This is a genomic window from Chloracidobacterium sp. D (assembly GCF_018304685.1).
In the GTDB taxonomy this organism is placed as follows: Bacteria; Acidobacteriota; Blastocatellia; order Chloracidobacteriales; family Chloracidobacteriaceae; genus Chloracidobacterium; species Chloracidobacterium thermophilum.
In genome coordinates, this window is record NZ_CP072635.1 from 99,132 (window position 1) to 111,142 (window position 12,011).

General features: G+C 62.4%; 10 protein-coding genes. 3 read left to right on the plus strand and 7 right to left on the minus strand.

Annotated features, from left to right (window positions below):
* Positions 1-614 precede the first annotated feature (614 nt).
* On the plus strand, positions 615-1,178 hold the full coding sequence (locus tag J8C01_RS11620) for a hypothetical protein (protein ID WP_211433044.1): 564 nt from the start codon (positions 615-617) through the stop codon (positions 1,176-1,178).
* Positions 1,179-1,197: 19 nt separating this feature from the next.
* On the opposite strand, the gene J8C01_RS11625 is transcribed toward J8C01_RS11620, so the two are convergent.
* The 5 genes from J8C01_RS11625 to J8C01_RS11645 all read right to left on the minus strand — a co-directional run bounded on the left by J8C01_RS11625 (position 1,198) and on the right by J8C01_RS11645 (position 8,036).
* Complete coding sequence (locus tag J8C01_RS11625; RefSeq protein WP_211433045.1) at positions 1,198-4,410, minus strand: CHAT domain-containing tetratricopeptide repeat protein; 3,213 nt, start codon at positions 4,408-4,410, stop codon at positions 1,198-1,200.
* Between the two features lie 191 nt (positions 4,411-4,601).
* A complete protein-coding gene (locus J8C01_RS11630) occupies positions 4,602-4,877 on the minus strand; it encodes a hypothetical protein (protein ID WP_211433046.1) in 276 nt (91 codons plus the stop codon).
* Positions 4,878-4,887: 10 nt separating this feature from the next.
* Positions 4,888-6,522, minus strand: a complete 1,635-nt coding sequence (locus J8C01_RS11635; RefSeq protein WP_211433047.1) for a serine/threonine-protein kinase — start codon at positions 6,520-6,522, stop codon at positions 4,888-4,890.
* Entirely contained in the window at positions 6,519-7,115 is a 597-nt protein-coding gene (locus tag J8C01_RS11640) for a sigma-70 family RNA polymerase sigma factor (protein WP_211433048.1), read from the minus strand. The genes J8C01_RS11635 and J8C01_RS11640 overlap by 4 nt, the downstream gene beginning before the upstream one ends.
* Positions 7,116-7,193: 78 nt before the next feature.
* Positions 7,194-8,036, minus strand: a complete 843-nt coding sequence (locus J8C01_RS11645) for a DUF4384 domain-containing protein (protein WP_211433049.1) — start codon at positions 8,034-8,036, stop codon at positions 7,194-7,196.
* Positions 8,037-8,253: 217 nt separating this feature from the next.
* Between J8C01_RS11645 and J8C01_RS11650 the strand changes: the two genes are divergently transcribed.
* Together J8C01_RS11650 and J8C01_RS11655 are read left to right on the plus strand one after the other, a co-directional pair.
* Positions 8,254-8,928 (plus strand): class I SAM-dependent methyltransferase, encoded by a 675-nt coding sequence (locus J8C01_RS11650; protein WP_211433050.1) that lies wholly within the window; start codon positions 8,254-8,256, stop codon positions 8,926-8,928.
* Positions 8,929-8,963: 35 nt separating this feature from the next.
* A complete protein-coding gene (locus tag J8C01_RS11655) occupies positions 8,964-10,190 on the plus strand; it encodes a BtaA family protein (protein ID WP_211433051.1) in 1,227 nt (408 codons plus the stop codon).
* Between the two features lie 29 nt (positions 10,191-10,219).
* Here J8C01_RS11655 and J8C01_RS11660 read toward each other — a convergent pair whose 3' ends face one another.
* Both J8C01_RS11660 and J8C01_RS11665 read right to left on the minus strand, forming a co-directional pair.
* The gene (locus J8C01_RS11660) at positions 10,220-10,828 is read right to left on the minus strand and encodes a hypothetical protein (RefSeq protein ID WP_211433052.1); all 609 of its coding nucleotides are present in this window, start codon (positions 10,826-10,828) and stop codon (positions 10,220-10,222) included.
* A 3-nt stretch (positions 10,829-10,831) separates the two neighbouring features.
* Positions 10,832-11,983: an AAA family ATPase gene (locus tag J8C01_RS11665; RefSeq protein ID WP_211433053.1), complete on the minus strand. Its 1,152-nt coding sequence runs from the start codon at positions 11,981-11,983 to the stop codon at positions 10,832-10,834.
* Between the last annotated feature and the right edge of the window lie 28 nt (positions 11,984-12,011).

A 12,011-nucleotide genomic window follows, 5' to 3' on the forward strand; every position in this document is an offset into this window, starting at 1 on the left:
CTTATGCTAGGAAACTTGGAGGAAAACGAGTTGTCTACATAGGTGATAAAAAAGTAGTTATAGCATGAAAGACCCTGACAATGAGGGAATGATCAAACTTGCCCATCGGATAGGAGAGCTTCTGCGGGTGCCGGTAATTGAAAAGACATGAACCAAGTGGTTCTGGTTTGAAAGGTGCGTTCCATCAATTGTTCCAAGTCGCAAAAACTGGAGCACTCTGGCTACTGTGGGTAGCAAGCGCTTCCAACACAAGAGAAGCTGCCAGTTTGCCTCTGCCCGTCAAACTACATTTTCTGAACAGCCCCAAGGCATTCGAGTGAGTGCACAACGCGTTTGCGCCCCAGCTGGTATCGGTCACACCCCGCAATGCCTGCCCTGCCGTGTGGTCAAACCACACGGCTTTGTTCTTTGGAGCCGGTGTACTGTGCAGCGCCAGCCTGGCCGGCTGAACCGGATAACAGCCAGGCAGGGCTCATCGGGTGGATGTTACTTTTATTTTACGCCTCGTTCGGGTTCCGTTAACTTCAACAGCGTTTTCCACTGCAAAGCCTACCTGATCAAGGCTGCCCTTCGACAAAACTCGAAGGGCAGGGAAGATTGGCACGAGGTGTGTGATGAGTCAGCAGAGACTGCCAAACATGAGCGATGGAAAAACAAGCAGTAATGCAGCAGGTTCCAGCGCAGAGGGTGATATTGTCAAGATAGACAATGTTTTGGTCTGCACAAATAATAACACAATAGTTATAGAGAGTAAATCCAAGCCGATTGGATGGCTTGCCTTTCTTCTTTTCTTTCTCTTGTTAATTCCTGCTTGGTTCACGGATTTATTACTTATTATGATTTATCCTCTATTATTTATTATGATTTATCCTCTTGCATCAAAGTTAGCCAGTGACGTTATTGACAGAAAAATAATAGACAAAAAGAAAATGATAATTAGATTTGAAAAAGAGAAAAAAGGGAAATTGAAAACAAAAGCCCAGTACAGCACTTCAGTTGTCAAGAATGTAAAAGTGGTTGTTGATGATTACAGTCGTATCTATCTGGATTTCTATCCAGGTTCTGTAACTGAGTCCGTTTACATCATAGGAGAAGAAGTCTGGGATAATGCAAAGAAACTTGAGCTTGCCCACAAGATAGCCGAATTTCTAGGCGTGCCGGTAATCGAAAAGACATAAACATATTGGTTTTGGTTCACTAGGGCGTATGTGGCAGGCGGTGGAAAGTTATCGAAGACCAGTCACCAGAGATGATAAACGCTGCCCAATAGTACGGATGCTGCCAGTTGGCCGGGCGTCCGGTTGTCGGCTTGCCGGACGACAACCCGATGGCGCGCTGGGTTTCTTCCGACCGCGGCCGTATGGCTCCGCGTAACAGCCCCAACCGGGCCGCCCGCAGCGCCGCCATCCGGCTTTCACCCCGGCCCAGCCGCCGGTAAAACTCACCCATCAGGGCGGCCGTCGCTGCATCCGAGACCTTCCACAAACTCATCACCTGCGTCTCCGCTCCGGCCAGCACCAGCGCCCGCCGCAGCCCGTACACCCCTTCCCCCTGGCGCACTTCGCCCAGCCCGGTTTCACAGGCCGAAAGCACCACGAGTTGCGTTCCCCGGAGATCGAGTCCGGCGGCTTCGAGCGCCGTCAGCACGCCATCCTCGCCGGCGCCGCTCCGCCCCTGCTGCACTCCGGCCAGAATCAGACCGGACCGCAGCAGCGGATTCTCCCGGACAGCCGGACGGCTCTCCACAACCAGCCCCAACTCCCGTGATTCCGCCGTGCCCTGTCCGGTTGCGTTTTCGGGGAGGAAGAACCCGTGCGTGCCAATGTGGAGATACAGCGGGGCGTGCACGGACTTGAGCCGCGACTCCGTTGCCGCCTCGCCCAGAACCACCTCGGATTCCTGGAAAGTGCGCTGCAAAAGCTGCGCCTCGCGGCGTGTTCCCGGCAGCGGCGGATACACCACCGTCTGGAAATCCACCGAGCGCATCCCGTTGGCAGGTTGTCCGGCTGGTTGCTGTGCGGCCTGTTCGCCCAGATCGAAGCGTAGGTCGGCAATGACAAGTCCACGCCGACGCTCAGGAGGGCGTTTTGCTTCAAGCCGCACAAGGTCACGGCCGCTGGTCAACAGGGTGATGTCGTAACGCTCCACGAGGTAGCGCCCACGTTCGTCCACCAGCGCCTCGAAGGGAATGAGATTGGCGCTGCCATCCGGTGCAATGAGCAGATGCCTGACCTTGCCCAGCCGTGACCGCACCGGAGCCAGAAGTTGCTCATCCAGCGCCCGCGCCAGCGGCCGCACATTCGACTGCGGATTGCCCAATGCGCGACGGAAAGCCGCCAGGCGTGTTTCAATGGGTTCAAGCTCGCCCAACTCGATGAACTGGGGCGCAGGGTCGCCAGCCCGCAGCAGGTAGGCGGCAAGGTGGCGCTTCGGGGCCAGCCGGTCGGTTTGGGACGGGTCGAACGGGCGGTAGATCACATACTCAATCAGCGCCGCCTGCTTTGGCAGTGCCGCCTGAACATCCTCGAACATCACCGCCCGGAGCTGCGCGCCAAGTTGGGCAAAGCGCTCCCCAAGCTGGCTTTCCAACTGCTCGATGGTACGTTCCAGTTGGGCGCGTTCATCCTGGGCCTCCGGTTTTCCGGCAAGCTGGGTCAACCGGTTGCGGGCGGCTTGCAGGTCATCCAGCACCTGCCGGTCGGCCGCCGTCGCACGGCGACGGAGCGCCGCCGTCTGATTGGCCAACACATCCAGTACCCGTCCCTTGTGGCGCAGGACGGTCAGCAGCGCCAGCCGCGCCGCCGTGGCCTCCGCCGGGAAATACCGGACCTGCCAGGCAACGGTGAGTTCCGCCAGGTGTCCGGCGCGCTGGGCATAGAGGATTTTCTGCCGTTCCGAACCCACCACCAGATTGCGCCGGGCGTCGGCTTCCGAAAGGTCTGTGGCGCGGGCCAGCCACTCACCTGCCGTCTGCGCCTGACGGCGCGCCAGATAGAGCAGGGACAGGTGCATCGCCGAGGCCACCAGGTCGGGATGTCCCGGCCCAAGCACCTGCTGCCGAATGCGGAAGCTGCGCTGGTAAAACGATTCCGCCCCGGCGTCGTCCCCACGTCGTCGGCTGAGATGCCCCAGATGGTTGAGGATGCTCGCCACCAGCGGGTGCGTCGGGCCGACGGCCTGCTCGGCAATGGACAACGCCCGGGTGAAATCCTGCCCGGCCGCAGCCAGATTGCCCAGCGCCAGCTCAACTGCGCCAAGGTTCGTAAGCGTTGAGGCAACGACTGGATGTCCCGCGCCAAGGGCTTTTTCACGAATGCCCAGCGCCCGCTCAAGCAGGGGCTTGGCCTGGTCCGGGCGGTCCTGCATCCGGTACAGCTCGCCCAGATTGTTGAGCGCATTGGCAACGAGCGGATGCTGCGGCCCCAGCGCCTTTTCCCAGATGTCCAGAGCGCGCCGGTACAGCGGCTCGGCCGTTGTGTAATCGCCCCGGTCCCGGTACATGGCGGCGGCGTTGTTCAGCCCGATGGCCAGCTCGGAATGCGCCGGCCCCAGCCTGGCCTCGCGGATGGCAATGGCCCGGCGGTACAGCGGCTCGGCTGCCGTGTAGTCTCCCTGTACGCGGTACAGCTCCGCCAGATTGCTGGCCGCCGTGGCCACTTCGGGGTGCTCCGGGCCGAAAATGCGTTCACGCAGGCTGAGGGCTTCCTGGAAATAGGGTTCCGCGCGCTGGTAATCCCCCCGGTCCTTGTAAAGTAACGCCAGATTGGTCAGCACCGTGGCCACGTAAGGGTGTTCCCTGCCCAGGGTTTTTTCCCAGATGGCGCGGGCGCGTTGGTACAGCGGCTCGGCCGCCGCGTACTTGCCCTGGGTGCGGTAGAGTTCCGCCAGGTTGTTGGCCGTTGCCGCCACATCGGGATGCCCGGCACCGAGCGCCTTTTCCCGAATCTCCAGCGCCCGCCGATACAGCGGCTCGGCCGCCGCATAATCACCCTTGGTCTTGTAAAAAAGCGCCACGTTGTTAAGCACCATCGCCAGTTCGGGATGCTCCGGCCCGCGGACGTTCTCGATGATCTCCAGCGCCCGGCGGTACAGCGGCTCGGCCGCCTGGTAGTTCCCCCGCAGCCGGTAGAACATCGCCAGGTTCGCCAGACTCTGCGCCACTTCAGGATGTTCCGCGCCGAAATGCTGTTCGCGCAGCGACAGGGCGCGCCGCAGTGCGACTTCAGCTTCGGGCATCTGCCTGAAGGCTTGCGCCACGCCAAGGGCATTGTAAGCGCGCGCCACCAGCGCCGGCGGGACACCTTCCCGGCCACCGGACCGGGCTGCTTCACTTGCCGTCACGGCTTCCTGTGCCGTCCGCAGGGCGGCGTCATACTGCCCGGCCTGAATGAGGGCGTCGGCTTTCTGCACCAGGGTTTCAATGGATTGCCCGGTGGGGTCGGAAGGGTTTCTGGGCCGCGGCGGGTGCGGCCACGCTCAGCAGGCCGGTCGCCAGCCAGAAGGCGGTGAGCAGAGTTCGGGCAGACGGGATGCGCATGGGGGGGCCTCCACAGGAAATTGCGGCCTGTGCGATGGGTGACAAGTTCAGATCGGACGCAGCTTTAGTGGCGTACAATGACTTCACACACTGCCGGGTCGGTTTCGGGAGGGACTCTGATCTGGCGTTGTGTGTCTTCAATGATGACCTGGGCCTTTGGCGCGAAGCGTTCGACGAGTGTGGCCAGTTCCCGTTGCTGGGCGGCGGACAGCGCCTGTCCCGGACGCAGTCCGTCAAACACCGTCAGTCTGGCTCCCGACAGCACCAGGGTGAAGCGTGTGGCCGCCGTGCGCGCCAGACCAATCGAGGCATCTTTGGGAAAAACAAGCGGATAGCCCACGGCAGAAGGTTCATCCGGGACACGGAACGCCGACAACTAGCCGTTGGAAGGTGCGAAAAGGTAGAGGTAGCCGGACTGGTGCGGCGTCAGGTGAAAGACGATGTCCTTGCCCGGCGGGACGACCTCCTCCGGGCGCAGGAAGCCGGCACCCTGCTGCGGACTGCCGGGCGTCACGAGTTCGATGTTGCAGGTCAGCGCGCTGGCGGCTGCCGGCGGCGCCGGCAATGGCGGGGCGCTGGCGGCGGCCGTCGCTTTGCCTTTGGTCGGTGCCTCCCACCACCACAGCAGGGCGCTGCCGGCCGCGATCAGCAGCACCAGAACGCCTGCCGTCACGGCCATGCGCTCCAGCGCCCGTTCCCGTGGGGTAAGGGTCCGGCGGCGATGGCTCGGCCGTCGTGGTTGAGGTGGGGATGGCCGGCTCGGCCAACGTAGCGGCCTCACCGCCGGCGGGAGGCAGATTGGAAAGCGAAATGGTCGGTTCCTCTTCCACCGCGCGCAGTGACGCTTCCTGTTTCGCTGAAAGCTCCAGCGCGGGCAGAAAAGCCTGGACGAAATCTTCGGCGCTGGCGTACCGCTGACCGGCATCGTAAGCCAGTGCCTTGCGCAGCACCTGTTCGACTTCTTCATCGAGGTCTGGCCGGCGCTGGCGCAGGTGCTGGCCGAAACCGGCGCGCTGCAGGGTGGTCATGGACTGGATGGCACTGCGCAGGTTGGACTGGGCCGGCTTGTAGGGCCGCTCCCCGGCCAGCAGTTCATAGGCAATGATGCCCAGGGCGTAAATGTCCGTCGCAGCCGAGCACCCGCTGGCAAGGATTTGCTCCGGGGCCATGTAGGGCAACGTGCCCACCAGACCATCCGGGCCGTCCTGTTTCACGGCCGAGTTCGCCACCTTGGCGATGCCGAAGTCAATCAGCTTGACGTGCAGCGCCTCATCGCCGAGGTCTTCGAGCATGACGTTTTCGGGCTTCAGGTCGCGGTGATAGACGCCTTCCCGATGGGCGGCGCTCAACGCCCGGCCAATCTGCGATACAACCCCGGCGACTTCAGACACCGACAGCCTGCGCCGCTGCATCACGGCCCGGAGCGTCTCGCCACGGACGTATTCCATGACGAAATACGACTGCCCGGAAAGCAGCCGGCCGCAGTCCAGAACCTTCACCACCCCCGGATGGGAAATGCGGGCCAGGGCTTCGCTTTCACTCTCGAACAGCCGTTGAGCGAGTGGTTCGCTCTGCTGGTTTTCGAGAAGGACCTTGACGACGACCAGCCGCCCATGGAGTTGCTGGTCACGGGCCAGATAGACGATGCCGTTGCCACCGCGCCCCAGTTCCCGCTCCACCACGTAGCGGTCGCTGACACTCGTGCCGCGCGCCTGCTGTCCCGTGTCCAGATGGAAGAAGGATTGCGTCTGGAGCACGGCCTGCTCGGTGGGCAAATCCTCCAGGTCTTCCAGCCCGGAAGCCCGGAACGGCTCTTCGATAAAGCTTTGCGCCGAAGGGTGTACCCGCAGGAGGGATTCCACTTCCCGGCGCAGGGTGTCGTCGCCGGCGCAGAGCGCCGATAGCAGGCCGGAGTGCTGGTCAGAAGGCGACTCGATGATCTGGTTGAAGATTTCCGTTACCCGTTGATATTGCTCTGGTGTCATGGCCGCTCTCCCCCGCAGGCCGCTTCACGCGCCGGACGCAGCTCCCGATACAGAAACGTCTTGACCATGGCCCACTCCCGCTTGACCGTAATGGCGGAAATACCCAGCGCCTCGGCCGTGGCCTCGACGGTCAATCCACTGAAAAAGCGCAGCTCCACGATGCGGCACTGCCGGGGCGCAAGGGCTTCGAGCTTGCCCAGCGCTTCGTCGAGCGCCAGCACATCCACGGCGCCGCCGGATGGTTCCGGCGCTACCAGGTCCGGCATCCCATCCAGCGTGATGATGACGTGCTCGCGACCGCGCCGTTGCCGTTGCCGCCGCCGGACGTGGTCCACCAGGATGCGCCGCATAAGCTGGGCAGCAATCGCAAAAAAGTGCGTGCGGTTACGCCAGTTGGTGCGTTCCTGCTGGGTGAGTCGCAGGTACGCTTCATTGACGAGCGCCGTCGGCTGAAGCGTATGACCGACGGCTTCCCGGCGCATGGCGCGGACGGCAATGCGCCGCAGTTCTGCATAAACAACCGGCATCAGGCGCGCCAGGGCGCTTTCATCTCCGGCCTGCCAGGCATTGAGAAGTTGCGTGATGTCCCCCATACAAACCTGCCGGTCAGGTCACACGTCGGCGTGGGTTCACCGTGGCTTTCACCCTCTGCCAGCACCCTTCACGTGCATTCACTGTTTGACGAGTTCAAGTCCCACGACCAGGGCATCCGCCGCCGACTCACTCAGATGGATGACCGATGGGGCTGCCACATTGGGGCGCAGGCCGATTTCGCGGGTGATCGCCAGCGCCTCGTCGGGAGACTGGAGGCGTCCCAGTTCCTGCCGCACAATCGTGCGCTTGACCGGCTGTTCCATGGCTGTCTCGACTCGTGCCCAGACGTTGCCCGGAGGCGTCCAGACTTCCTGCCCGGACTGACGTACGGCCTGGATGAGCCGTTCATTGGTTGGCACATCCGGCAGTGGTGACCGCGATAGCACGAAGAAGATTTTTTCGCGTACTTCGCCCGGTGTCAGAAAGGCAAACCACTGGGCTTCGGGGTCAGGTTCCTTGGCTGAGGGAATCTGGTAAGGCACGTGCGCCTGGATGAAGTTGTCGCCGTTTTGCAGCCGCGCGTGCGGATAAATCATCCGCAGTGCGCCTTTGGAATCAGCATTGAAAACGTAGAGGTAAGCATCCTGGTTGGCTTCCACCACGAAGCGGATTTCATCGCCCGTGTTGAAAACCCGCCCGGGATCAACCCGCTCCGGGCGTCCCTGCGGATTCCTGGCATAGAGCGTGTAACCCAGGCCGAGTGGCTCCAGGCTGGCGGGATTGGTTGGGCGCTGTTTCGGTGATTTGTTGCGGGCCACAACCGGGCGTGCCTGCTTGACTGACGTTGGGCGCGTGCGGATGAAGGCATCGCGGACTTGATCATCGCCCCCCGGCCCGGACTGCGCCAACAGGAACCCACCAGCAGACAGGGCCGCCGCGATGAAGAAACCGGCTTTGACAGAGACTTTTGCAACCGACATAGGGATAAGCCTGCCTTTCCAGGGGGAAGTGGTTTGTACCTCATGACGCGATGTTTGTCCGGAAACAGTATCACGGGCTGGCGAAAAACAAGGGGGGGGCTGACCGTTGCGGCCGACGTTTGGCGGTCAATTGACGGAACCGCGTCCGGCCGACTAAGTTACGCCAGCTTCAATCCGGCCTGGCCGCCACAGTTTCGCGCCACACTCCGTAAACCCGATGACGAACCCCCACGCCGCGAAAATGGATGCGATGTATCGGCGGCAGCGATACATCTACGATCTGTCCCGCAAATACTTCCTGTTTGGACGCGATCGGCTGCTGGCCCGGCTGCCGGTGCGCCCGGCCGCCCGCGTCCTTGAAATCGGCTGCGGCACAGCGCGCAATCTGGTGATTCTGGCCGGTCGGCATCCCCAGGCGCAGTTCTACGGCATTGACATCTCGAACGAAATGCTGCGCTCGGCGCGTGCCAACATCCGTCGCCGTCGCGTGGAAAACGTCACCGTGGCGCTGGCCGCGGCCGAAGCGCCGGACCACCACCGATTGTTTGGTCTTGAAGTGCCGTTTGATGTCGCCTTTTTTTCCTATTCGCTCTCGATGATTCCCGACTGGCAGGCGGCGCTGGCAACGGCGTTGGCCAGCGTCCGTCCGGGCGGCTGTCTGGCCGTGGTGGATTTCTGGGACCAGAAAGAATTGCCAATGTGGTTTGAAAAAATCCTGACGGCGTGGGTACGGCGCTTCGATGTGACGCCACGCCCCGAAATTCTCGATGTGCTGGCGGCCCGCCGCGACCGGGGCGAGGGAAAACTCACCGTCGAATCCGTCGGCGGACGCTACGCTTTCATCGCGCTCTTTGAGACGGCCGCTCCCGGCGCAGCCGGAGCGGTTTCCTGATCCTGAAAACGACTTCCCTTGTGAGGCATTCATTCGTGGCAACCGATACGGCCCAACTGCTGCGCGCCGCCGTTCACCAAAGCCCCATCACCTCAAAGCAGGGCCTGCTGGAACGGCTTTTTACGGCGTACTTCGATGCGTTCGTCTATAACCAAATCTGGGAAGACCCACGGGTTGACCTGGCGGCGCTGGAACTCACGCCCGAAAGCCGCATCCTGACGATTTCTTCTGGGGGCTGTAACGTTCTCAACTACCTGATTCACGGCCCGGCGCAAATCACCGCCGTTGATCTGAACCGCTACCACCTGGCACTGCTGCGGTTGAAGCTGGCAGCCGTGCGCCATCTGCCCGACCACGAGACGTTCTTCCGCATGTTTGGGGAAGCCAATGACCCACGCAACGTCACGGCGTACGACACCTATCTGAGCGCGCACCTGGACGAGGCCACGCGGGATTTCTGGGAAGGGCTGACGATGTTTGGCAAGCGGCGCATCCACTTTTTCGCCGACAATCTGTACGACCACGCTCGCAACGGCTTCTATCTGCGCTTCCTTGAAAAACTTGCCCACCTGATGGGCATTTACCCGGACCGCATGGTGCACATCACCGACCCGGACGAACGCGCCCGCGTCTTTGATGCCACTATTGGGCGTTACTTCGACCACTGGCTGGTACGCCTGCTCTCCAAGCTGCCGTTCATCGTCTTTGGCTTGGGGATTCCACCCCGGCAGTACGAAGCCATGCGCCGCGAAACGCCGGAGAACATTCTGGCGATGTACCGCCGGCGCGTCCGGCGCTTCATCTGCGATTTTCCCATCGAGGAAAACTACTTTGCCTGGCAGGCGCTGGCACGGCGCTACGATACCGCACACCGCCGGGCGATTCCCGAATACCTCAGAGCCGAACACTTTGGGACGCTGCGCGCCAACATTGCGCGGGTCACGACCGAGGTGACTTCGCTGACGGACCACCTGCGCCGGCAGCCGGCCGGGGCTTACGACCGGTTTGTGTTTCTCGATGCCCAGGACTGGATGAAAGACGAGGAAATTGCCGCCCTGTGGCGCGAAGTGCTGCGGGTTGCCCCGGCCGGTTCGCGGGTCATCTTCCGTACGGCCCCGGAAACTTCGCCGGTGGAACAGGCGCTTCCGCCGGAGCTGCGGGCGCGCGTGCGCTACGAACGGGAACGCTCGGCTGAGTTGTTCACACAGGACCGCTGCGCCATTTACGGCGGTTTTCACCTGTACGTCGTCAACGAAGCCTGAGCGCCGCCCTTTACCCTCGGGCAGAAGGTTTACGGCGTAGGCGACAACGCGCCGGCAGCCAGCCGGCGCAGGCACCGGATGGCGCGCTCCAGGCTTGTAGCCTGGAGCGCGGCGGCGTCGGGATGCCAGTGTTTGCCGGCATACTCGATGATGCGTGACGTGTAAGCCGGGCCAACCCGCCGGCCGCTCCCCGGTTGTGGAGCCATGTCTTCGCGGATGTCCCGGCGATGTGATCCCGCCGCCAGTTCGACCAGCATTGCTTTGGGATCGGGAACCGACTCCGGGTTGACCGGAATGTTGCTGCGCGCCACGCCCAGAAAACCGGCGAGTGTCTCGGCGTCCGCCATCAGCCACGCTTCGACGGCGTGTACGGCAACGCGGAAGCACAGCCCGGAAGAAGGCTCCGGCAGCCAGGCGTCCCGCAGCGACGGCGCACAGCCGTCGCGGTCCAAATCCACCAGAACCAGCCACAGGGAATGCTGGGCGGCCTGGTTGTAGCCGGCAATCCGCTTTTTGAGGTTGGGCTTGCCTTCCGCCACGTACACCGGCCCCGCTTCAGCCCCGACATGCGCGATGAGCCGCTCAACCACCACCTTGTCGGTTTTCCCTTCAACGGCTGCGTAAATCCTCGCCCGCATGCGCTAGCTCTCCCCAAAGAGCATGAGCTGCTCCGCCTGCCTGGGCGCGGTGTGGGGCAGGACGGCATCGGCGAGGGAGAGCCCACCTTCCAGAAGCTGGCGGATGGTTTCGATGGAGCTGGCCGGCGTGACGGTTGTGCCTTCCAGAGCCGGAAGCAGCAGCAGGACTTCATTCAGGCCAATACCTTCATCACGGAGCAGTTCGGGCGAATGGGTGCTCAGGAAAATCTGCCGTCCGTTCTGGCGCTGGACGCGGGCCAGCATCTGCGGCAGGGCACTGACGATGCCCGGATGCAGGGAAAGTTCCGGCTCCTCCAGCAGAAGCGGCCCTGTGCCGTCTGTCACCGCCCACAGCAGTCCCAACAGCCGCAGGGTGCCATCCGACAACTGTTCCTCGGTCTGCCATGCCCCCTGTGGGCGCCAGTGCTGGTAGCGCCCGCGCAGGTGCGGTGTGCCCCGTGCGTCGCGCCAGAGTTCTATGGCCTGCATCTGGGGCACGGCCACTTGCAGCGCCTCCTGAATGCGTTGCAGCCGGGCTTTCTGCGTCTTGGCAGGTGTCTTGGCCACCTGCTCCAGAAAGTCGCCGCCGAAGGGGTCATGGGCACGTCCCACCGAGCGGTCGGGTTCCCTGACCAGTTGGGGAACGATGTGCAGGTAGCGTATGGAGACAAAAAACGTGGCTATTTCGCGGAATGGCTGATTGACATTGACCTGCTCCAGGTAGGTTTGCGTCAGTCGTTCGGGGTCGCGCCGATCATCGGCCGTGGGGCGGTCGAGGATGACTTCTCCGTTGCGCCAGACCTGTTCCTTGCGCAGGTGCAGGCGGCCCTGCTTCTGGTTGAAAGCCACCTGGTAGGTCCACTGGATGTGATCGGCCAATTCGAGCGTGGCTGTTATCTCAACATCGGGAAAGCGGCGTGCCGCCAGGCAGCGGAGGGCGCTGACCCCCCCGCGCCGGCGCACGGCTTCCTGCAGGCCGCCGCCGGGAATGGCCAGATCGCGCAGGAACCGGAAGGCATCCAGAAAGTTGGACTTGCCCGCAGCATTGGGCCCGACGAGAAAGAGCCGCCGGCCAATCTCCACGTCGCAGTCGGTAAAATTCTTCCAGTTGCGGAGTTGCAGGCGTGTGAACCGGGGGGTTCCACGTTCGCTCATGATGGTTTCTCCCACATCACCCGTGGCT

Bases quoted from the DNA above. Each gene is read 5' to 3' on its own strand.
- J8C01_RS11620 (WP_211433044.1), top strand. From the start codon at position 615: ATGAGTCAGCAGAGACTGCCAAACATGAGCGATGGAAAAACAAGCAGT.
- J8C01_RS11635 (WP_211433047.1), bottom strand. From the start codon at position 6,522: ATGACACCAGAGCAATATCAACGGGTAACGGAAATCTTCAACCAGATC.
- J8C01_RS11640 (WP_211433048.1), bottom strand. From the start codon at position 7,115: ATGGGGGACATCACGCAACTTCTCAATGCCTGGCAGGCCGGAGATGAA.
- J8C01_RS11645 (WP_211433049.1), bottom strand. From the start codon at position 8,036: ATGTCGGTTGCAAAAGTCTCTGTCAAAGCCGGTTTCTTCATCGCGGCG.
- J8C01_RS11650 (WP_211433050.1), top strand. From the start codon at position 8,254: ATGACGAACCCCCACGCCGCGAAAATGGATGCGATGTATCGGCGGCAG.
- J8C01_RS11660 (WP_211433052.1), bottom strand. From the start codon at position 10,828: ATGCGGGCGAGGATTTACGCAGCCGTTGAAGGGAAAACCGACAAGGTG.
- J8C01_RS11665 (WP_211433053.1), bottom strand. From the start codon at position 11,983: ATGAGCGAACGTGGAACCCCCCGGTTCACACGCCTGCAACTCCGCAAC.